This window comes from Frankia sp. AvcI1, assembly GCF_001420875.1.
Classification (GTDB): Bacteria; Actinomycetota; Actinomycetes; order Frankiales; family Frankiaceae; genus Frankia; species Frankia alni.
Genome location: NZ_LJFZ01000012.1, coordinates 180,851 through 201,467, shown reverse-complemented (window position 1 = coordinate 201,467; position 20,617 = coordinate 180,851). Strand labels below are relative to the sequence as shown.

Genomic DNA, 20,617 nt, shown 5'->3' with positions numbered 1-20,617 from the left:
CTCGGGACCGCCCGGTCCCGACGATGTCAGCACGCTGTCGAGTCGCCGGCGAATGGCCGTGAATTCCCGCTCCACGGGCGGTCCGGCAGCCAGCGCGGCTGACCAGCGCCTCGCCGACGCCCGGGCGGCCCGATCGGTGAGCGAGTCGGCCAGCCGCGACATCCGACCGACGGCCGCGGCCGCGGCGACGACCTGTTCCACGGTCAGGTCCCCGACGAGCCGGCCTGGCGCGTCGCGCGCCTTCGGGTCGCGCGCCTTCGGGTCGAACCCGAGCGTGTGACAGGCCGCACGCACCCGGTCCGCGGCGGACTGCTCGGCGGCGGACGCTGCGCCGGTGGCGAGGGTGCGGCGCACCACCTCCGAATCGGCGAGCAGTCGCGCCGCGCGCGGCGTGTNCAGCGCCAGCATGAGGGCGGCTCGACCCGTCAGCCGCCGGTCGAGGTCCGCCGCCGCCTGGTAGCCCGTCTCCTTCAGGTCAGCAAGTCCTCGGGCGTAGGCCACCGCCTCCGCGACCAGTGCGGTAGCCCGGGCCGCTCCCTCGGCCGAAGGCCCCTCGAGACCCATCCGGGTCAGAGTGGTCACCATGTGACAAGGAGCGCTCGGATCATCACGCATCTCCCCTCCGTCCAGGACCGNCCCCGGATCTCGTCGCGCATCTGGCACGTTCGCCGGGCACGAGGGAGTTCACGGAGCCACATCCCGGTTCCCTGCACCGTGTGGTGACCGGGGCGGATTGNGTTTTCCTGCTCACCGCACCGGCCACCCGCGGTGGAAGAGGAGCAGCACGATCTGCCAGTCCTGCGTAGAAGATCCCCTACGTCCCCGTAATTCCGACCGTCAGAGAATGCGGTGGAGCCAGCTCTCGGTGGAGCCGTCCACGTCCCGGTCCGCCTCCAGTGGAGTGAGGCTGACGTATCCGTCCTGGANGGCACGGGTGTCGGTACCCGCGGGAGCGGCCTGGTCGTTCGGGGTGAGCCCGATCGTGTAGGTACCCGGCTGTCCCGCCTGCCCGCTGGTCGGCGTGTAGCCGAGGTCGAGGGCCACGCCGGTGTCCAGCGTGGTGGGCCGGACCCCTCTGGGGGGCAGCACCGAACCGGGCTTGCCGGTGGCGGGGTCGACGGGGCCGGCCAGGAGCGGGTAGTTGACGTTGAGACCGACTCCCGGGGGCATCAGCGCACCGTGCTGCGACCGGCCTTCCAGCCGCGCGACGAGATCCGCCACGTAGGCGGNCGAGCTCTTCGCAGCGACGACCGTTCCCTCCCGCCAGGTGCTCGAGGTCTGCAGGCTGACCGCGATCGCGGGCACTCCGAACTCGAGCGCGGTCGCGGCCGCGTTGACGGTGCCCGAGTGGTTGACCGCCTGGCCGAGGTTGTTGCCGGGGTTGATCCCGGAGACGACCAGGTCGGGCTTGGCGTTCGTGAAGACCTGGTCGAAGGCGAAGAACACGCTGTCCGAGGGTGATCCCGGGGTGACCGTCCACACCGATGGCTCGGGCCTGGCGACCGTGAGCTGCAGCGGGGGTGCGGAGATACGACCGCCCTGGCCGCTCTGGTCGGTGCCGGGTGCCACGACGACGACGTCATGACCGGCGGCCTTGAGGGCGTCGCGCAGGGCGACGATCAGTGGGGTGTCGGAGCCTCCGGTGNCCCGCCATCCATCGTCGTTGGTGAGCAGAATGTGCAGTGGACGCACCGGGGTAACTCCGTGCGCGGGGGCGGTCGCACCGGGACCGGCCGCCGACGCGCTCGGCGCTATGCCGACCAGGGAACAGAGGAGGGCCGCGCCGAGGACGGCTGAGATTCTGCGCTTCTTCATGCCGTGAACCTAGAGCCGTCGGGATGGCGCGTTTTCCGACTTGGAAGAACTTTCCGCGAAGAACAGCGTAACTTCTGGCTTGGAAGTACCCTGGCAGCCACCGAGCGATGGCGTCAACAGCGTGACCGCCCTGCACNGCATCGCCGAGATGAAAGCAGACTCCGACGCGATCGTTCGAGTTCAGGAGACCGACAGGACCCAGACCAAGGCCATCTCCGGCCTACCATTCACGATCACCGACGTACATGTCACGGAGGTTGTCCGCGGCACGTGGCCCAGCGCCATCCGAATACGACAGACCGATACCGGCGGCGTCGGCGGGGACGACATTCTGAAGCCGGGATCCTCCTATCGCCTGTTCCTGGAAAGATTCGCACGCGACGGGCACCGCCGGACCCGGCGACCGGAAACGACGAGTGGCGACGGCCGCTCGCCGGCTCGTCGCCACTCGGTTTCTGCTCGTTGATGATGTCGGACTGGTGGGCTGCTGGGCTGGTGGGCTGGTGGGTTGGTGGGCTATCAGCCCCAACCGCCCCAACCGCCCCAGCCGCCCCAACCGCCGTGGCCCCGGTGGCCCCAGCGGCCCCAGTGATGCCGGTGGCCGCCCCAACCACCCCAGCCCCAGCCTCCGAAGAAGCCGATGAAGCCGGTGGCCTTCCGGAACGATCCCTGATCCTGGAGGACCGGCGCCTCATATGTCGCCTTCATACCTTTCCCATCCGAGTTTCGAGCCCGTCACCCTTGGGGTGCTCGGCCAGCTCTGGTGGCTGCCGTCGCTGTCCGGCCTCCGGCGTTGGCTCCCCACTCATTGACCGTGCAACTTGTGAACCTGCAACTACAAGCCTGCATCTCCGAGGTCCAGCTACGGTTCACTCACGGTTCAGTACCGCCGGAGGCTGCCGGCCAGGCTGCCGAGTCGGGCGCGAACCGGGTGGCTCCAGCACATCGCGGACCTCCCGGCGGCGCGNCCGGCGGCCGGCCAGCCGCAGCGGCAACGCGACGTTGAGCTCGGCGCTCAGCGATGGCACGAGGGTGAACGCCTGGACTTGCCCGAGCCGGAGGGCCCCATCACCGCGGTGAAGGTCCCGCGGCCGAAGTCCGGCTCCGGATTGCCGACCAGACGTCGAGGACGGACCATCGCTGGCGGGGTGGAGGCCGTGCCCACCGGGTCGGCCGACCACGGGGATCGGAGAAGACATTGATGACGGCGAGTACCCCCACCTACCTCAGCGGCCTGCTCGCGCCCGTGGCCGACGAGATTGATGCCGTCGACCTGCCGGTCACCGGTGCGCTGCCCGACGCGTTGCGCGGCCGCTACTTCCGCAACGGCCCCAACCCGCCCCCCGGCGCGGACCCGGGGCACTGGTTCACCGGCGCCGGGATGATCCACGGCGTCCGGCTGCGCGACGGCCGCGCCGAGTGGTACCGCAACCGTTGGGTACGCACCCGCGAGCTGGCCGGTGCGCCGTTCGTGGGTCCCGCCGGATTCGATCTGACGGCCGTTCCCGCGAACACCAGCGTGATCCGGCACGCCGGCCGCATCCTCGCACTGGTGGAGGTCGGCCTGCCGTACGAGCTGACGTCCGAGCTGGCGACGACCGGGCCGTGCGACTTCGGCGGGAGACTCGCGACCGCCATGACCGCGCATCCCAAGCGGGACCCGCTCACCGGTGACCTGCTGTTCTTCGGCTACGGCATGGCCCCGCCGTACCTGACCTACCACCGGCTCTCGGCGGCCGGCGAGCTCGTCGAGAGCAGAGTGATCGACGTGCCGGGCCCGACGATGATGCACGACTTCGCCATCACCGAGAGCCATGTCGTGTGGCTCGACCTGCCGGTCGTCTTCGACCTCGCGCTCCTCGGGCAGGGGATGCCCTACCGGTGGGACGACGCCTACGGGGCGCGCATCGGCGTCATGGCGCGCGACGGCGGCGAGACGCGGTGGTTCGACATNGACCCCTGCTACGTCTTTCACGTCGGCAACGCCCACGTCGACGACGCCGGACGGGTCTGCCTCGACGCCGTCCGCTACGACCGCGCCCGCTTCGCGGCGATCTGGCCCCGCCTCGGCGGAGCCCCGACCGAGGCGGGCATGATCGCCGACGGCTTCGCCCACCGCTGGCTGATCGACCCGGCGAACGGGGTGGTCAGGGAGCAGGCTCTCGACGACCGGGCGGTCGAGTTCCCCACCCTCAACGACCAGCGGGTGGGGCGGCCGAACCGCTTCCTCTACTCCGTCAGCCAGGACGCGATCGTCAAGTACGACGGCCGGACCGGCGCGAGCAGGGTCCGGTCTCTCGGTGCCACCCCCGGCGAAGCGATCTTCGTTGCCGCGCCCGAGGCCCGCTCGGAGGACGACGGCTGGCTGATCTCGATCGTGACCGACCCGGCCGGGCGCGGTTCCGAGCTGCTCGTCCTGGCCGCCACCGACCTTGCCAACGTGGCGTCGGTAGCCCTGCCCCGTCGGGTCCCCNCCGGCTTCCACGGCTGCTGGATCGCCGACCAGTAGGACCCGCGGCAGGATCCGCCCGGCAACCTGCCGGACTTCTCCTCGGCCACGCACTGTAGCCCGTACGTCGCCACCTGCCGTGACCGCCCTCACATGGAGAGTCCGCGACACCCTCGACACCCTCGACACCCGGCTGACCACCGGCACGGCCTAGCCCCAGCGCTGGTAGTCGCCGTGGTTGCAGCCCTGGGTGTAGACGCGTCCATCGGCGTTGCTGTCCAGGCACTCGCCGGTGGCGGCGTTTCGGAAGGTCATTCCGGCGCCGTCGCTGGACGTGGTCCAGAGCTGCGCGGCCCCGCCGTCGCAGCCGATGGCGTACACCGTGCCCTGGTACCTGGTTCCGTCCGGCGCGGGATTCGCCCTGCTGCCCACGCAGTTGTTGGTCTGGGCATTCCTGAGCCGCACCCCGTCGTTCCCGGCCGCGTACACCCAGTGCTGGTAGTTGCCCTGGTTGCAACCCAGCGTGTAGACCTGCCCCTGTGCATTGCTGTCGAGGCAGCTATGGGTCGCGACGTCGGTAAAGGTCCTGCCGAGAACGCCCTGCGCGGGCGCCGCGACGGCGGGCGGCGCCGCGACGGCGGGACCAGCCGGGCGTTGCGGGGGTGGGGCCGTCGGATGCGCCACGCGCACGGCGGACGCCGGTGCCGGTGCCGGTTGCGGTGCGGACCCCGGTGCCAGTCCGGACCCCGGTTCCGGTGCCAGTCCGGACCCCGGTTCCGGTGTCGATGCGGAGGCCGGCATCGATGTCGGTGCCGGTGACCCGGCGCCGTCGGCGCGAGCGGAAGCACCGGGACTCGGGCCGGCCGTGGCGGCGGGCTGCCCCGCCCTCGCCTGCTGGTCCCTGGTCCCTGCCTGGATCAGGAGCCGCCTGGATGGGTCGGACGACGAGCCGGTCGTCGACACGAGGGCCGCCGCCGTGGCCACGATCACGACGACGATGCCGAGAGCGACGACGAGGAGTCGACGTCGGNCCCGCCCACCCGGCTCGGCGGAGGAATGTCCAGGTCGGTCGGGGTCGGGGCCGATCGCAACGGCGGCGTCCGGCGGGACGGCGTCCAGCAGCGAGGCGTCGGACGGCACGGCGTCCGGCGGCACGGCAATCGGCGGCAGAGTGGCCGGCGGCAGGCTACCCGGCGTCAGAGTGGCCAGCGGCGGGGTGGCCAGTGGCGGGCTCGCGGGCAACCCGTGCAGGTCCGGCAGGAGAGCCCGTAACTGATCGGCCCCGGTCCGCTCGGCCGGGTCCTTGGCGAGCATGGCGGCGAGGACGGACCACAGTTCGTCGCTGAGGTTCGGCGGGCGGCCGGGCAGGAGATCGACGTGCGCCCGCAGGAGCGCCAGCGGCGCTCGCCCNCTGAACGGCGTGACCCCGCACAGCAGCTCGTAGAGCATGAGCCCGGCGGCATAGATGTCCGCGGGCNGACCGGCGACGCCCTCCTCGATCATCTCGGGTGCCATGTAGAGCGGAGTACCGAGCAGGCCCGGCCCGATGGTCAGNCGCGTCGACGCGTCCGTCAGCCCGGCGATCCCGAAGTCGGAGATCTTCGGGCGATACCCGCCGTCATGCCGGTCGAGCAGCACGTTCTCGGGTTTGAGGTCGCGATGAATGATGCCGAGCTCGTGCGCGGCATCGAGCCCTGTCAGAATGTCGACAATCGTCGCCACGGCCTCCGAGGGTGGGACCGTTCGGCGCCGTATCAGTTCACGACGCAGGTCGGAACCCTCGATGAAGTCCATGACGATGGCCAGGTCACCGCGCTCGGCGACGAGATCACGGACCCGCACGACAAAGGGCGAGTCGACCCGGAGGAGCACCGAGCGTTCCCGCATGAACCGGGCGACGATCTGCGGGTCCACCATGAGTTCCGGCAGCAGGAGTTTGAAGGCGAGCGGCGCGCCGTCCTCGTCGCGGCCACGCCACACCTCGCCCATCNCACCCCGACCGATCACCGTCTCCAGGATGTAGGAACTTCCCAGCCTTCTCGCCAACGCCCGCCGCCCTCCCTGCGTTCAGCATGCCAGCGGCGCGATTCTCGCAGACATACCGGGCATATGACGCACGCAGGTCTGATCGAACGTTAACCAGCGGAAATGCCAATTTACTCACGGCCGAGAAGGTCAGGCGCCCGATCAGGCGCNGATGTAGGCCGCGAGGTGCTCGCCGGTGCGGGTGGAGCGGGCGGCGACGAGGTCGGCGGGGGTGCCCTCGAAGACGATCCGGCCGCCGTCGTGGCCGGCGCCGGGGCCGAGGTCGATGATCCAGTCGGCGTGCGCCATGACCGCCTGGTGGTGCTCGACGACGATGACCGACCTGCCGGCGTCGACGAGCCGGTCGAGCAGGCCGAGCAGGTGCTCGACATCGGCCAGGTGCAGGCCGGCGGTCGGCTCGTCGAGGACGTAGACGCCGCCCTTGGCAGCCAGGTGGGTGGCCAGCCGCAGCCGCTGNCGCTCGCCGCCGGACAGCGTGGTCAGCGGCTGGCCGAGGCTGAGGTAGCCGAGCCCGACGTCGGCGAGCCGGCCGAGGATGGTGTGCGCGGCCGGCGTGCGCGCCTCGCCGGCGCCGAAGAACTCCGCGGCCTCGGTCACCGACATCGCGAGCACCTCGCTGATGTCCCGGCCGCCGAGATGGTGGTCCAGCACCGAGGCCTCGAACCGTCGGCCCTCACACTCCTCGCAGGTCGTCGCGACGCCGGCCATCATCGCCAGGTCGGTGTAGATGACACCGGCGCCGTTACAGGTCGGGCAGGCGCCCTCGGAGTTGGCGCTGAACAGCGCCGGCTTCACCCCGTTGGCCTTCGCGAACGCCTTGCGGATCGGGTCGAGCAGTCCGGTGTAGGTCGCCGGGTTGCTCCGGCGCGAGCCGCGGATCGCGGTCTGGTCGATCGACACCAGCGCCCCGCCGGCCGGTTCGACGGCCTTCTCGCCGAACAGGGCCGGCAGGGACCCGTGCACGAGCGAGCTCTTGCCGGAGCCGGCGACGCCGGTGACGACGACCAGCACCCCGAGGGGGATGTCGACGTCGACGTCGCGCAGGTTGTTCGCCGTCGCGCCGCGGATCGCCAGCCGCCCGGTGGGCGTGCGCACCGTCTCCTTGAGGGCGGCCCGGTCGTCGAGATGGCGGCCGGTGAGGGTGCCGCTGGCCCGCAGCCCGGCGACGGTTCCCTCGAAGCAGACGGTGCCGCCCGCCGTGCCGGCGCCGGGGCCGAGGTCGACGACGTGGTCGGCGATCGCGATCGTCTCCGGCTTGTGCTCGACGACGAGCACCGTGTTGCCCTTGTCCCGCAACCGCAGCAGCAGGTCGTTCATCCGCGCGATGTCGTGGGGGTGCAGGCCGATGGTGGGCTCGTCGAAGACGTAGGTGACGTCGGTGAGCGAGGAACCGAGGTGGCGGATCATCTTGACGCGCTGCGCCTCGCCACCCGACAGCGTGCCCGACGGCCGGTCGAGCGCGAGGTAGCCGAGCCCGATCTCCACGAACGAGTCGAGGGTGTGGTGCAGCGCCGCGAGCAGCGGTGCCACCGACGGCTCGGCCCGCTCGCGCACCCAGTCGGCGAGGTCGCTGATCTGCATCGCGCAGGCGTCGGCGATGCTGATCCCGGCGATCTTCGACGATCGGGCCGCCTCGCTGAGCCGGCTGCCGCCGCAGTCGGGACAGGTCGTGAAGACCACCGCCCGCTCCACGAACGCGCGGATGTGCGGCTGCAGCGCGTCGACGTCCTTGGCCAGGAACGACTTCTGGATCTTCGGGATCAGCCCCTCGTACGTCAGGTTGACGTTGTCGACCCTGATCCTGGTCGGCTCCTTGTACAGCAGGTCGTGCAGCTCCCGCTTGGTGAACCTGCGGATCGGCCTGTCCGGGTCGAAGAAGCCGCAGCCGCCGAAGATGCGCCCGTACCAGCCGTCGACGCTGTAGCCGGGGACGAGGAGCGCACCCTCGTTGATCGACCTGCTCTCGTCGTACAACTGGGTCAGGTCGAAGTCGCTGACCGCGCCCCGGCCCTCGCAGCGCGGACACATCCCGCCGGTGCGGGTGTAGGTCGTCTTCACCGCCCTGGAAGCNCCGCGTTCGACCGTGATCGCACCGCTGGCCCGGACCGACGGCACGTTGAAGGAGTACGCGCCCGGCGGGCCGGCGTGGGGCTGGCCGAGCCGGCTGAACAGGATGCGCAGCAGCACGCCCGCATCGGTGACGGTGCCGACCGTGGACCGGGCGTCGCCGCCCATCCNCTGCTGGTCGACGATGATCGCGGTCGTCAGGCCGTCGAGCAGGTCGACGTCGGGACGCGCCAGCGTCGGCATGAAGCCCTGCACGAAGGCGCTGTACGTCTCGTTGATCATCCGCTGCGACTCCGCGGCGATCGTGGCGAACACCAGCGAGCTCTTGCCCGAGCCCGAGACGCCGGTGAACACCGTCAGCCGGCGCTTCGGGATCTCGATGCTGACGTCGGCGAGGTTGTTCTCCCGAGCGCCCTGCACGCGGATCAGATCGTGGCTGTCGGCGACGTGCGGCGCAGGCAAGTCCGTGCCCGCCCCGGCGACCCTGCTCATCCACGTCTCCATCCGTCAGCCCGACCAACCCCGTGCAGTACACCGCCCTCGCCACGCTCCGGCAACCAGGCGGGATTCTCGGCGGCGACGATCCTGGTCGCCTGGGCGTCGATCAGGTTGTGNTGCAGGAAGTCACGGAAGAAGTTCTTCGTCTCCTGGACGATTTTCAGCCCGGCGAACTCCGTGGGATGCAGCGTCTTCGCCGCCCGCTGGATCTGGAGGGCCGCCTCGATGCCGTACCGGTCCCAGTGCCAGCCGCCGGTCGGACTGATGTAGGCGTGGTGGTCGCGGACCGCCGGCTGGTTCCAGCCCGCATCCCTGCTCAGGGCCCGGGGACCTGCACCGCGAAGACCTGTTCGTGGTCAGCCGGCGTCCACATCCAGCCGGCGCCCATGCGTGTACCCAGCATTTCCGCCGCGTTCACCCGGTACGGCTCGTCGGAATTGGTCATCCCCCAACGTTTCGCGATCGTCTGCGCAGTATCGCGCGCGGCGGTGATGGCCGCCGGCTCGTCCGCGTAAACTCCGATGATTCTCAGCGCCGGGTCTTCTATCATGCCGCACTCGATGNAGCCGACCTTGCAGACGAGCCAGTTGAGCTTGCTGCTCACAGGAATGNCCTTTCGGATTATCCGCGGACGCCTGTCACGGCCGGACTTCTCGACCGCCGGGCCTTGGCGCTGTCCCCCGCGCGCCGATCCTAGCAAGCATTCCGACAACTACCTTTGGGCTTGGCGATGCTTTTCCACTCCGGTGGCGGGCCCTATGGGGCTCCCCGCGAGGTGGGCGGATAGTCTTCGTGGCCGGGACGGGAGGAGGCAGGCGGGGATGGGCGTGCGGGTACCCGTGATCGCGCTTACCGGATACCTGGGCGCGGGCAAGACGACGGTACTCAACCACCTGCTCCAGGCGCCCGGGGCGCGCCTCGGGGTCGTGGTCAACGACTTCGGCGCGATCAACGTCGATGCCGCGCTGGTCACCGGCCAGGTGGACGAGCCGGCCTCGATCGCGGGCGGCTGCCTGTGCTGCCTGCCGGACACCGACGGCCTGGACCAGGCGCTGGCGAAGCTGACCCATCCGCGGTTGCGGCTGGACGCGGTGATCGTGGAGGCCAGCGGCGTGGCCGACCCGCCGCATCTCGCCAGGCTCATCCGGTTCAGCACCGTGGACCGCGTGCGCCCCGGCGGTCTCGTCGACGTGGTCGACGCCGCCGCCTACTTCGACACCGTCGACACCGTCGACACGGGCGGCCTGCCGCCGGCCCGGTTCGCGTCGGCCTCCCTCGTCCTGATCAACAAGACCGACCGGGTTGCGCCGGCCCACCGCGCCGAGACGGTGGCGCGGATCGCCGACCGGATCCGCGCGAGCAATCCCCACGCCCACGTCGTCGACACCACCCATGGTCGCGTCGACCCGGCTCTCGTGTTCGACGCCGCCAGCCCGCACGACCCGGTCGACGAACTCCCGCTCGCGGNCCTGGCCCGGCACGACCACGACGGCGACCATGACGGCGAGCCGCACCCGCGCGTCCGCGCGGTGACCGTCGGTGCCACCGGCCCGGTCGATCCCGGCCGGCTGGTCGACCTGCTCGAGGACCTGCCCGCGGACATCTACCGGCTCAAGGGCACCGTGACCGTGGACACCGGGCGGAGCCTGCGCGGCCACGTCGTCAACGTCGTCGGACGCCAGATCCACGTCGCGGCCAGGCCCGTGACGGACGGGCCCAGCGGACTCGTCGCGATCGGGATGCATCTCGACGAGTCCTCCGTCCGCACCAGGCTCGAGGCCGCCCTGCAGCCCCAGACCGGCCGGCCCGCGCCGGACGGGGCACGCCGCCTCGCCCGCTNCCGGCGCCTGAGCACCTGATCCGTCTCGGGGCGGTGCTGTACGCCCGCGCCGGCCGACGCACTGCCAGGGAAATGCTCACCGATCACGGCGGCGGATCACGTAGAGCGAACGGCGGCCGGGCCGAGCTGGGCGAGAAACGGGCTCTGAGCGCCATGCCAGGAGATGTACAGCTCCTCCCGTGCACGGNTGCAGGCGACGAAGAGCAGGCATCGCTCTCGCTGGACGTCCTGGGCGTGTGCGATTTCGTCCTCCCCGGCTNGCGTGACCGCGCCCGGGGCGGGCACCTGACGCTCGCCGACACCAAGAACCGTCAGGCACCGGNACTCCAGCCCCTTCATCCGGTGCATAGTGCCGACCGCAACCGCCGGACCTCCAGCCCGTTCGATCGGCGCAGGCTGCTGCTCGGGCAACCGGGCCAGCAGCCGCGCGGGAACGCCAAGCCGATGCAGGGCGGGCAGTAAGGATTCGGCGAATTTGTTGGAACGCACGGCGACACCAATCTCGTCCGGTGCCACGCCGGCACGGATCCAGGCCCGCACCTGTTCGGCGGCTTCCCGGATCTCATCGTTCCAGGTTGCGAAGCCCTGTAGCCGAGGCACGGGCCCATGGAGCTCCGACCGGTAGCCGGCCACCGAATCCAGACCGCCGTCCAAGTCGTCGATCGGTTCGCCGCGAAGCATTCCCAGGCTCCAGGCGAGGATCTCCGCGGTCGTCCGATAGTTCACCGTCAGCCGCGCAGACCGGNCGACCACCTGGATGCCGAGCTCCCTCAGGCTCACTCGGTTGTGGTAAATGCGCTGGTGGGCGTCGCCGGCGAGGAAGAAGTCGTCCGCGCCTGGCTTGACCGCCGTCCGCAGGAAGCGCCATTGCACCGGGCTGAGGTCCTGCGCCTCGTCGATCACCACATGCCGGTATGGCCGATGCGGTGCCCGTTCCAGCAGACGTGCCGCCTCGACACAGATCATCTCATGAGTCCACCGGCCGGAGGCGCGCAGTTCTCGATCGAACTGCCGCCAGGCGGCCCACACCTGAGCTCGCTGGCGCGGGCCGAGCGGACGGCCCCTCCCGGCCCGACGCGCCTTTTGATACCCCGCCTCCGTGATGATCTCCTGTGCGAGGATGACCTGCCGCCATTCCTCCGAGAGAAAGCTCTCGGAGAACGGGAGGCCGAGACCGCGAGTGGCGGTGNGCCACACCGCGCGTTCCTCAGCGTCGGTCAGGATGGTCGGCTGAGGTTGCCAGGCCCGAAAGACGTCGTAAGCAATCTTGTTCACCGTCGCGACGGTGATCCGTTCGCGTTCCAGCGGATCGTGGACCAACAGGTCGAGGTCTGCGGCCAGCGAGTCGCACATCGTCGAGGTGAAGGTGGTCAGGAGCNCCCGACCGNCCCCCTGTGAGGCGAGATCACGCGCGCGGTGCAGGGCCACGACGGTCTTCCCGGTCCCCGGCCCGCCGGTCACCCGTGCCGGCCCCCGAAAACGAGCCTGAGCGATACGACGCTGGGTCGGGTGCAGATATACCCGCCACAGGGCAAACGGGTGCCGGAACACCTCCAGCAGTTCCTCTGGCCCGTCCACGAGAACCACCCGATCCGCGCTGCGCTCGACCGCGGCGACCACGTCATCGGCGTCGAAGGATGCCCGGTCGGCCTCGGACGCGGCCCCGATCTCGGCCCACACCTCCTCCGGCGTCATCCCCGCCGCCAGGCCGAACAGGGCGTCCCACTGGTTCGGGGGAAGGAAGCCGCGCGCCATCTCGAGCTGCCGCACATCCGTCAGCACACGAGCGAAGGCCNGCGTCTGCTCGTCGATGCCGAGCCGGCGCAGATCCTTGTCCGCCACGTCTGCGAACAGCCGGCTGGGTGCCTGCTCGGCCCGCCTGGTCAACTCCGGGAGCGTCGCATCGATCGCGACCACGTCACGAATCTCGATCCGGCCCGTTGCCNCATTGACCGACACGCGACGCCGCTGGGCCCAGGCGTAGGCGTCGTCATGCGGCAACACCCGCAGCAACGTGTAGGTGTCGCCGCTGTCCGGAGCAAGCACCACNCCCCGCCAGAACCTGTCGATGCGGATCGTCCGGAACCGGTCGTCACGGACGTTCCCGATCTTCTCCAGATGGAGACCGGCGTGGGTCGCCGCCTCGAACTTGGCGAACACGTCGAGCACCCGGTTCTGCACCTGTTTCTCCAGGGCCGCGAATCCGAGCAGGAACTCCTTGTCGATCCCGAGCCGCGCCACGTCACCGCCTCTCGTCCATTGCTCGAATCCCACTGCCCGGGCGCCCCCGCCGACCGCATGCCGCCCCCTCGTCGGCCCTGCGCGGACCACCAGGATCAGCGGGCCGGCGGGCTCAGTGGACCGCCGCCGCGGCATCCGCGCCCGCGAGCAGCTCCCGAACCACCGGCACCATCGGATGCTCCGGTCCCCAGACCCGCAGCAGGTCGACGAGCAGGGCGGAGAGGGTCTCGACCGCGGCAGCCCGGTGGCCGGCCCCGAGCTGCAACAGCCCGATCTGGCGGCGCAGTTCGAGGACGCGGGGATCGTCCGCGCCGAACGCCCGCGTCTCGTCGGGCAGCAGCGCCCCGAGCTGCTCCAGCGCCCGCGGCGTCTCACCAGTCAGGGCCCGGCAGGTCGCCTCCCGCAGGCGCGCAAGCATCAGCCGCTCGCTGTCCCGGCCATCCCGGCGGGCGAGGTCGGCAACCAGCCGCTCATACTCGCTGACGGCGCGGCGAAAGTCACCCCCCTCGAACAACAGCTCGGCGAGCTCGAGACGGAGCCCGAGCACGTCGGCGCTGTCAGCCCCCATCTCCCGTCCGGCCCGAGCCACCGCCTCCGTCAGGATCGCGGTGGCCTGACTGTATCGGGAGGCCCGGGCCAGCGAGTGGGCCTCATCCCGGGCCCGGCGAAGCTCGACCTGGTCGATCCCGCCGGCGGACTGCGACCGCCGCTGCGGCACAGCCACCGCGTCCGACCGTGCCGGTTCCACGACGCCAGGCCCCGGTAGGTCAGAGCCAGGCACGGGTGAGGTCGGCGCGGTGGTAATCGGCGCGGACAGAGCCGGCGCGGGAGGATGCACGTAGGCGGTGATCCGGTTGTACATCCGGACCGGGTTATTCGCGGCGGGGTCGACGATTCCGGGAAGCGGAACCAGGTCCGTCATCCAGCCGACCAGCGCCTCATACACCGACTCCGCGCCGGAGGGCCGTTCCTCCGGTGCTTTGCGCAGCAGGTCGGCGACCAGCGCATCGAGACCTGGGGGAACGTCGGCGCGCAGAGCGCTGGCCCGGGTCGGGACTTCCTCGACCTGCTGATGCATGACCGAGTAGGACGACGACCCGGCGAAGAGCCGCCGGCCGGTCAGCATCTCGAACAGGGTCGCGCCCAGCGCGTACAGGTCGGTGGCCGGNGCGCTGAGCCCGGCGAGCACCTGCTCCGGGGCCATGTAGGCGGGACTGCCGAGATGCTGTCCGGTCAGAGTGATCTTCGACAGGTCGGTGCGGTCAAGTGCGACCGCGAGGCCGAAGTCGAGCACCTTGACCGTGCCGTCTGGCTCCAGCATCAGGTTCGCCGGCTTGAGATCGCGGTGGACAAGGGACGCCCGGTGCGCGACTGCCAGCACCGCGGCGGCCTGGGCCGCGATCGCCGCCGCCCACCCGATCGGCAACGCTCCCTGCTCGGCAACGAGATCGGCGACGCTGATCCCATGTACCCGCTGCATGACCAGATAGGGCCGCCCCTCGTGGGTGCCCGCGTCGTAGACGGCGGGAACCCCCGGATGCACCAGCCGGGCGGTTATTCGCGATTCACGGATGAAACGACGAACGAGCTCCTCGTCGGGCCGGCCATCGGGAAAACGGACGAACTTCACTGCGATCTCCCGGTCGAGCTTCACGTCCCGGCCGACCCAGACCTCGCCCATTCCTCCTTTAGCCAGCGGCAGAGCCTCCAGCTCGTACCGCCGATCGATCATCCAACGTCCGGCCATCGCGCCCCCGATCAGCCTTTCCCATCAGACGGCTTGAGATTACACTCCACCGAAATCTCCAGCGAGCAGGAGCCGGCATTACCGAGAATCGGGGTCGCCCCGGACCCGCAGCCGGCCGTCGGCTACACCGAGGTAGCCGACCCGAATGATCTCCTCGCCCAGCTCGGCAGCCTCGCGCACCGATTTCTCCAGCCGCTGGAGTCGACGGAAGTCCGCCCCCAGCTCCCTCTGGGCGGCCAGCGCCAGCGCGGAGATGCGGACCCGACGCAGGTCAGGACGCGACAACATCCCGCCCGACCGACTACCGAGTCCCTCCTCATCGCCGACGCCCAGCCCCCCAGCCGCTCGATAGCCCGCGGCCCGCAGGCTGCCAGCCAGGAAATGCGGATCGAGGCGCTCGGGATCGACACGCAGGAGCGCCACCTTCGGCCCGAGCACGGCACCCACCTCATCTATCACCTCGGCCGCGATCCTCCCCNCCGCCATCGCGCAGACCACGTCTCCGGATCGGAGCATCAGCATTCCGGGGAGTAGACCGGTCCGACCGGACGCTCCCCGGCCACGCCGCACGTCGGCGGCAGTGAGCAATGGCAGGTCGCCAGCGTCAGTTCTGGTCTGCAGCGGGGCTGTCAGTACCGTCAGAACCCCGCTCTTCGCCAGTTGGCCCACCGTGACCCAGGCCGGTTGCGCTGCGCCGGCCGTCTCGAACGCCNCCGCGGGCTCCGCTGTGGAGCCGGACGTTTTGGCCGGCGATGATATGCCCGGCGGCGGAATACTCGGCGTCAGCGCGGACAGCGACGACAGCGCGGCCAGGAATTCCTCGCGCACTGCCGGGAACTCGCGCTCGATAACGCTGTCCGGGTACACCAGGACGTGGCTCCGCGGATTCAGGTCGACCTCACCGTCGAGCAGGTCGGTGATCGGCATCCGCCGGAATCCGGCCGGCAGAACCGCTCCGCCTGGTTCAGCCGCCTTGNCCGGNTCGCTCGCCGGGGCCGAGTCGGTGAACGACGACCAGGCCCTCTGGACCGTGCTCGGATCGTTGCTCGCCAGACCCATGAGCACCTGGGCGGGAGGCACGTCGTCGCCGGGCACCCGCAGCACCCACAGATCCGGCGCAGAGCCGGCACCGAACAGGTCCAGTGGCAACCCCAGCACGGCCCGCAGTGCCCCGGCCCGCAACAGGTTCGCCCTGATCCGCCGCCCAGCAGGTCGGGACGCGGCGGCGGCCGGCATGAGGACCAACACCGGCGCGCCACGCCGCCCGTGGGCCAGGCAGTGCTGGACCCAGGCCAGCTCCGGCTCGCCGCGTGGCGGCACCCCGTAGCCCCACCAGGGCGAGTCGACCAGCTCGTCGTGGGGCCAGGCCCGCTGCCCGGACGGCGGCCCGCACAGCACGACGTCGGCCTGCCCCCCGACAAAAGCATCCGCCAGCAGGGAGTCCGCCGCGACGATACGTGCGTCGGCGCCGTGCAGCAGCAGCCCCGCGCCGGTGATCCGGGCCGCCGTCGGATCGACATCCTGGCCGAGCAGCCGGCGGACGCCCGCGACCCGGGCCGCCTCCAGCAGCCCCCCGACCCCGCAGGCGGAGTCGAGGACGGTGAGCTCCCCGGCCATTCTCCCAAGGCCGGCGAGTCCGACCATCAGGTCCGCGACCGCGGGCGGGGTCTCGGCCACCTGTCGGGAGTACACCTCGCGATAGNGGACACGCAGCACCTCGAAGAGCGCAGCATGTCCGTCCCGGTCGGCAGCGGCGGCGGCGGACCGGGCGATCGGCACCCAGTCCGGCTCCCAGATCAGTGGAAAGCCGACGGGAAGGTCCGGCGCGGCGCGCTCGATCGCCGGTCCCAACAAACGAGCGGCCGCGGCGTCGGGCTCCCCGAGCAATCCGACCGCCGCGTCCCGGTCCCGCTGGTGGTGGAGCAGGAAGCCGCCGAGATGCCCGACCAGTTCACCCAGCCGGGGATCTTCGACGGTCCCGCGGATCTGCTGCCAGACCCGGTCGCCGACCTCGACGCTAAACGGGCGGTCATGCCGATCGAACCAGTCCTCCACCGCCGTCAGCGCGAACAGCGGGCTGGTGGAGGTGCCGCCGACCGGCTGCGGGAAATCGACAAACCGGCGCCGCCAGTTGCTGACGGCCGCGCGGCCCACGCCGGCGAGGCGGGCGATGTCGGACGCGGTGACCGTGGCCGAGACGTCGCTACCGTTCGGCATCGCTCAGCTTCCCGCCGCCAGCTCGGGGCCGGGAAGAAGACGGGCCAACACGCCGCTCGCCTGCAACGCGGCGAGGTGCTCGGCGGCTCGGCGCGGGGGAGCCCCGCCGCGGACGAACAGACCGGCCTCGATGTTCTCCTCGACGCCCGAGGAGGTCAGGTTGGCACTCGACACCAGCAGCTCCCGCCGGTCGGCGACGGCGATCTTGGCGTGCATCCGGGCACCGAGGTGTCCACGGCGGGCGGTCGGCCAGTGCCACAGCTGCACCCCGCGCACGCTCGCGAACGCGGCCGCCGGCTCGCTGCCGGCCAGTCCGCCCCCGGCCCCCTGAAGGGTCTCGACGACGACGCTGACCGCCACCCCCCGCCCTGTCGCGGCACTCAGCGCGGTCAGCAGCGGCGGATAGGGGCGGGCCGCATAGGTCATGAGCATCAGCTCCATGGTGGCCTCGGCGACCAGGTCCATCAGCACCCGGGCGGTCGCCCGGACCGGCACCTCACGGCTGCCCGGCCCGCTCCACACCGACTCCACCCGCGTCTCCGCGGCCCGCCCCGCATAACCGGCGCTGACCCCGTGCAGGTAGGCGGCCGCCTCGGCCGGGGCGATCTCCTCGGCTCGGCGGGCACGCAGGACCGCCCGGACGGCGTCCCGGGCAGCCGGCCCGGCGATGGCGGCGATCACCGCCTCCTCCCAGCCAGGCTCTCCCACGGCTGCCCCCGGCGGCGCCGATCGCGGGCCGATCCGATCGGCGAGCTCACCCAGCCGGGCCGGACCCAGCGTGCTCACGGCGGCGGCGACCGCCGCCGCGAAGTCGCGCGCCCGGCCCGGTTCAGACGATGCCGTCAACGCCGATCACCTGCACACCCTCACCGGGAATCCCGATCATCATGGAGCTTTCGCCCTCACGGCAGCTCGTCGAACAGGGCGAGGTCTCGGTACTGCGGGCCGTCGCCGAGAGGAACAACGAAGCGGCGATCGAGGAACCGGTTGCCGCGCTCGCAGGTCGTCTCGGAGACGAACAGGCAGACGTGGCAGGCGGCGCCGTGTAGGAAGTCGGCCGGTGCATACGGCAGGCGTTCGGCGCACAGCGGGTCGGAGGAGCAGTGCCGGGCGTCGGCCAGGNCCCGGCGGGTGAGCCGAAGGAGCTGGTCGGGTTCGGCGAGGGACACCAGCCCGCCCAGGGTGCCCTCGGCGTCGGGGACGGCGGTGTAGATGAGGATGNCGCCGCGGGGATCGTCGTCGGAGCCGGCGTAGATGCGCTCACTCAGGCTCGCCGAGCTGTACCCGCACTCCAGGGCGATGGTCCGGATCAGCAGGTGGGACAGGGAGTGCAGGGCGATGAACCGCTCCCCGGGCCAGCCCTGCATCGGGTCGAAGTCGCCGGCGATCCGATCCGAGTAGCGGTTCACGCGGAAGCGGCTGTACGCGTCGCGGTGCTCGCGCATCTCCGTGCTGTCGGCGACCCGGGCCACCCACGGGCCGAGGATCTCCTCGGGTACCCGCAGGAAGATGCCCTCGCCGCGGACCTCGCTGGCCGGCACCCAGGTGGCCGGCCCCCGGGTCAGGGGGGCCCGGATGACGAGGTCGGGATCGTCCGGGTCGGGGGCGTCGAGCCGGGTGAACCCGGTCAGCGCCCGCACCTCCCGCAGCCGTTCGGCCTGCANGACGTCGGTGTAGAAGCCGNCCAGCCGGGGCGGCACCCCGTCGGGATCGCGGCGCAGCGCGAAGTCGTCGCTGGCCTCGGGCAGCACCGGCGAGGAGAAGATCTCCCATTCGGGGGTGCGCAGATCCGGGTAGCCCCGTTCGTCGCCCTCCTCGGCGCCGTCNCCGGGACCCGCGTTCAGCGCCGCCNGATGCCGCTCGACCGCGGCCCAGACCTCGGCGTCGGTCCACCGCTCCAGCTGGCGGAACACCGGCATCACCGACCGGGAGAACCCCATCATCGTCTCGCCGGGAATCTGGCTGAGATGCTCCCAGTGCTGCTCGACCTTGGCCGCCAGCTCGCTGGCGCCGGTGCGGGGAACGGAGAGCACCGACAGCGTCTGGGCGAACCACTGGTTGGACGCGCCGACGACCAGCAGCCGGGATTCGGCTCGGCAGCCGTCGTCGGCGAACGTTCCCAGGTGCGGGTGACGGCCCCGGCAGCGAGGCAGGTTCTGGGTGCCGCGGCGGCCCATCGCGTCCCGGATGTTGCGCCGCTGATCGCAGTTGACGCACCGGATCTCGACGTTGGCCCCGAGGTTGCCGCCCCGGTCCTCCATCCGCAGCCGCGGGTGGCTCGCCTTCGCGCACTCGCCGCCCCGGTGGACGAACATCACGTAGGGGAAGTCGTCGAGATGCCCGGCGGTGCAGGCGAGGACGAAGCGCGCGGCCACGGCCAGCGGCCGGCGGCCGGACTTCTTGCGGCCGCACACCTCGTGGAAGAAGCGGGCGTCCTGCGGGCGGTGCAGCCACGGATTCTCGAACGTGAAGGTCCGCGAGGCGATCACGTCGAGCTCGTTGCAGGCGGTGCAGCGCAGCCAGTTCGGGAACGGCGTGGTCGNCACGCCGATGCGGGCGCCCTGACCGCTGCGGTCGCCGGGATCCGTGTCTGCCCAGGGGGCTGGCCGCAGCTCGGTGACGTTGCGGTCGTACACCCGGCGCACGGCGGCGAGCAGCCGGGGCTCGGCGATCGGCTCGTACTCGGGGACGTTGCGATAGTCCCAGTCGTCGAGCCCGCGGACCAGGGCGGAGAAGCTGGGCAGGTCGACGAGGGCGCCGACCCCACTGGTGAACATCAGATGGCTCGGCCGGACCGCACCGACGCGCCGGTGGAACCTGGTGGCCATCAGGCACCCCTCCCCTGCCGGGGTCGCGCCGGGGCCAGCCGGGTCTCCCCGAGTTCGTCGCCGACCGGGGCGTTCTCGTCCCGGTCGTCCTCGCCGATGTCGGTGTCGGGGTCGGGGTCGGTGTCGGTATCCGCGTCCGGAGGCGCCCCGAAGCTCCATCCCGGTTCCCCGTAGGCGGGGCTGTAGATCTCGTCCGCGCCGGGAACGAGAAGGTTGATCTCGTGCTCGGTCTCCCGCATCGACTGGGCGACGGTGAGGACCTCCCAGCGGCCGTGGCCGGCCGGCTCCAGCAGGCCGGTGACCTTCTGCGGCCCACCGCTGCGGCGGTAGCCGAGTCGGGTCGGCCCCGTCTTCATCAGCTGCCAGCGGTCGACGAGGTCCCGCAGTCGCTCGCCGAGGTACTCCTGGCCGCGCGGGCCGGCGACGGCCTCCGCTCGGGCCAGCAGCCGGCTGATCAGGCCGGTGGCGATCGGGCCAGCGAGGTCCACGGCGTGCGCGTCGGTGTTGCGACTGTTCGCGTCGTCGAGATGCCGCAGCGCGGCGACGAACGTGCCGGTGGCAGTGCGGTCGAGCGAACGCCGGGTGAACGGGGTGACCGACAGGGCCTCGACCTGCCGGTAGAAGCTGGCGTGATAGGGCTCGAAGTCCTCGTAGTGGGCGAGGTCGCGGGGCCGCGCCCAGTTGTAGAGGGTGACGACGAGCCCGGGTCGCGCCGCGTCGCGGCCGACCCGCGACGACGCCTGGATGTACTCCGCGGTGTTCTTCGGCTGCCCGATGACGGCCATCAGCCCGAACCGGGAGACGTCGACGCCGACCTGCAGCATCGACGTCGCGAGGACCACGTCGACGGGGATCCGGTCCTGACGGGN

9 protein-coding genes and 27 pseudogenes are annotated in these 20,617 nt (G+C 71.2%); 4 read left to right on the top strand and 32 right to left on the bottom strand.

The genetic code is table 11. The features are described 5' to 3' along the window. Positions 1 to 396: 396 nt before the first annotated feature. From UK94_RS52655 to UK94_RS32625, 5 genes and pseudogenes are all read right to left on the bottom strand, one after another. On the bottom strand, positions 397 to 615 hold a 219-nt coding region (locus tag UK94_RS52655; RefSeq protein ID WP_235487951.1), incomplete at its 3' end, for a hypothetical protein. A gap of 312 nt (positions 616 to 927) precedes the next feature. Beyond that, positions 928 to 1,229, bottom strand: a pseudogene (locus UK94_RS52650) (acid phosphatase); the annotation flags it as partial. Between the two features lies 1 nt (position 1,230). After that, positions 1,231 to 1,645 (bottom strand): annotated as a pseudogene (locus tag UK94_RS52645) (5'/3'-nucleotidase SurE); the annotation flags it as partial. 1 nt (position 1,646) lies between these two features. Further along, positions 1,647 to 1,815, bottom strand: a pseudogene (locus UK94_RS73920) (acid phosphatase); the annotation flags it as partial. A gap of 519 nt (positions 1,816 to 2,334) precedes the next feature. Continuing rightward, a complete protein-coding gene (locus UK94_RS32625) occupies positions 2,335 to 2,523 on the bottom strand; it encodes a keywimysin-related RiPP (RefSeq protein ID WP_011601535.1) in 189 nt (62 codons plus the stop codon). Between the two features lie 493 nt (positions 2,524 to 3,016). Between UK94_RS32625 and UK94_RS52640 the strand changes: the two are divergent. Then, positions 3,017 to 3,768: pseudogene (locus UK94_RS52640) on the top strand (carotenoid oxygenase family protein); the annotation flags it as partial. Position 3,769: 1 nt separating this feature from the next. After that, positions 3,770 to 4,288 (top strand): annotated as a pseudogene (locus UK94_RS52635) (carotenoid oxygenase family protein); the annotation flags it as partial. Positions 4,289 to 4,474: 186 nt separating this feature from the next. Here the strand turns inward: UK94_RS52635 and UK94_RS52630 are convergent. The 9 genes and pseudogenes from UK94_RS52630 to UK94_RS52595 all read right to left on the bottom strand — a co-directional run. Next, positions 4,475 to 4,948 (bottom strand): RICIN domain-containing protein, encoded by a 474-nt coding sequence (locus UK94_RS52630; protein ID WP_235487948.1) that lies wholly within the window; start codon positions 4,946 to 4,948, stop codon positions 4,475 to 4,477. Between the two features lie 347 nt (positions 4,949 to 5,295). Beyond that, a pseudogene (locus UK94_RS52625) lies at positions 5,296 to 5,674 on the bottom strand (serine/threonine protein kinase); the annotation flags it as partial. Between the two features lies 1 nt (position 5,675). Then, positions 5,676 to 5,741: pseudogene (locus tag UK94_RS52620) on the bottom strand (hypothetical protein); the annotation flags it as partial. 1 nt (position 5,742) lies between these two features. Further along, positions 5,743 to 5,818 (bottom strand): hypothetical protein (locus tag UK94_RS52615; protein WP_235488009.1); only part of this gene is annotated, 76 nt, incomplete at its 3' end. A 1-nt stretch (position 5,819) separates the two neighbouring features. Then, positions 5,820 to 6,254 (bottom strand): annotated as a pseudogene (locus tag UK94_RS52610) (serine/threonine-protein kinase); the annotation flags it as partial. Positions 6,255 to 6,460: 206 nt separating this feature from the next. Further along, positions 6,461 to 6,766 (bottom strand): annotated as a pseudogene (locus UK94_RS52605) (excinuclease ABC subunit UvrA); the annotation flags it as partial. A 1-nt stretch (position 6,767) separates the two neighbouring features. Beyond that, a pseudogene (locus UK94_RS14820) lies at positions 6,768 to 8,380 on the bottom strand (excinuclease ABC subunit UvrA); the annotation flags it as partial. Between the two features lies 1 nt (position 8,381). After that, positions 8,382 to 8,547 (bottom strand): annotated as a pseudogene (locus UK94_RS52600) (excinuclease ABC subunit A); the annotation flags it as partial. Position 8,548: 1 nt separating this feature from the next. Continuing rightward, positions 8,549 to 8,869, bottom strand: a pseudogene (locus tag UK94_RS52595) (excinuclease ABC subunit UvrA); the annotation flags it as partial. A gap of 827 nt (positions 8,870 to 9,696) precedes the next feature. Here UK94_RS52595 and UK94_RS52590 point away from each other — a divergent pair. Further along, positions 9,697 to 10,342 (top strand): annotated as a pseudogene (locus UK94_RS52590) (GTP-binding protein); the annotation flags it as partial. A gap of 1 nt (position 10,343) precedes the next feature. Then, a pseudogene (locus tag UK94_RS52585) lies at positions 10,344 to 10,714 on the top strand (GTP-binding protein); the annotation flags it as partial. A 97-nt stretch (positions 10,715 to 10,811) separates the two neighbouring features. On the opposite strand, the pseudogene UK94_RS73915 reads toward UK94_RS52585, so the two are convergent. From UK94_RS73915 to UK94_RS52505, 18 genes and pseudogenes are all read right to left on the bottom strand, one after another. After that, positions 10,812 to 10,902 (bottom strand): annotated as a pseudogene (locus tag UK94_RS73915) (hypothetical protein); the annotation flags it as partial. Position 10,903: 1 nt separating this feature from the next. Then, positions 10,904 to 10,974 (bottom strand): annotated as a pseudogene (locus UK94_RS52580) (hypothetical protein); the annotation flags it as partial. A gap of 1 nt (position 10,975) precedes the next feature. Continuing rightward, positions 10,976 to 11,037, bottom strand: a pseudogene (locus tag UK94_RS52575) (hypothetical protein); the annotation flags it as partial. Between the two features lies 1 nt (position 11,038). Then, positions 11,039 to 11,396: pseudogene (locus UK94_RS73910) on the bottom strand (DNA helicase); the annotation flags it as partial. A gap of 65 nt (positions 11,397 to 11,461) precedes the next feature. Beyond that, positions 11,462 to 11,744: UvrD-helicase domain-containing protein (locus tag UK94_RS52570; RefSeq protein WP_235488006.1), on the bottom strand; the 283-nt coding region annotated here is incomplete at its 3' end. Between the two features lie 161 nt (positions 11,745 to 11,905). Then, positions 11,906 to 12,093: hypothetical protein (locus UK94_RS52565; RefSeq protein WP_235487944.1), on the bottom strand; the 188-nt coding region annotated here is incomplete at both ends. A gap of 10 nt (positions 12,094 to 12,103) precedes the next feature. Then, positions 12,104 to 12,410, bottom strand: a pseudogene (locus UK94_RS52560) (DUF2075 domain-containing protein); the annotation flags it as partial. A gap of 658 nt (positions 12,411 to 13,068) precedes the next feature. Then, a pseudogene (locus tag UK94_RS14800) lies at positions 13,069 to 14,124 on the bottom strand (tetratricopeptide repeat-containing protein kinase family protein); the annotation flags it as partial. 1 nt (position 14,125) lies between these two features. After that, the coding region (locus tag UK94_RS52555) for a serine/threonine-protein kinase (protein ID WP_268761351.1) at positions 14,126 to 14,688 on the bottom strand (563 nt) is incomplete at its 3' end. Between the two features lie 997 nt (positions 14,689 to 15,685). Further along, the coding region (locus tag UK94_RS52550; RefSeq protein ID WP_268761350.1) for an N-6 DNA methylase at positions 15,686 to 16,380 on the bottom strand (695 nt) is incomplete at its 3' end. A 543-nt stretch (positions 16,381 to 16,923) separates the two neighbouring features. Further along, positions 16,924 to 17,766: a DISARM system phospholipase D-like protein DrmC gene (drmC, locus tag UK94_RS14790; RefSeq protein WP_011601524.1), complete on the bottom strand. Its 843-nt coding sequence runs from the start codon at positions 17,764 to 17,766 to the stop codon at positions 16,924 to 16,926. Positions 17,767 to 17,822: 56 nt separating this feature from the next. Further along, positions 17,823 to 18,042: pseudogene (locus UK94_RS52545) on the bottom strand (hypothetical protein); the annotation flags it as partial. 1 nt (position 18,043) lies between these two features. Continuing rightward, a pseudogene (locus UK94_RS52540) lies at positions 18,044 to 18,141 on the bottom strand (hypothetical protein); the annotation flags it as partial. Between the two features lies 1 nt (position 18,142). Continuing rightward, a pseudogene (locus UK94_RS52535) lies at positions 18,143 to 18,583 on the bottom strand (DUF1998 domain-containing protein); the annotation flags it as partial. A 21-nt stretch (positions 18,584 to 18,604) separates the two neighbouring features. Further along, positions 18,605 to 18,746 (bottom strand): annotated as a pseudogene (locus tag UK94_RS52525) (hypothetical protein); the annotation flags it as partial. A 26-nt stretch (positions 18,747 to 18,772) separates the two neighbouring features. Then, positions 18,773 to 19,462, bottom strand: a pseudogene (locus UK94_RS52515) (hypothetical protein); the annotation flags it as partial. 1 nt (position 19,463) lies between these two features. Then, positions 19,464 to 19,748, bottom strand: a pseudogene (locus UK94_RS52510) (hypothetical protein); the annotation flags it as partial. Continuing rightward, a pseudogene (locus tag UK94_RS52505) lies at positions 19,748 to 20,616 on the bottom strand (helicase-related protein); the annotation flags it as partial. The pseudogenes UK94_RS52505 and UK94_RS52510, both read right to left, overlap by 1 nt. Between the last annotated feature and the right edge of the window lies 1 nt (position 20,617).

Bases quoted from the DNA above. Each gene is read 5' to 3' on its own strand.
- UK94_RS32625 (WP_011601535.1), bottom strand. From the start codon at position 2,523: ATGAAGGCGACATATGAGGCGCCGGTCCTCCAGGATCAGGGATCGTTC.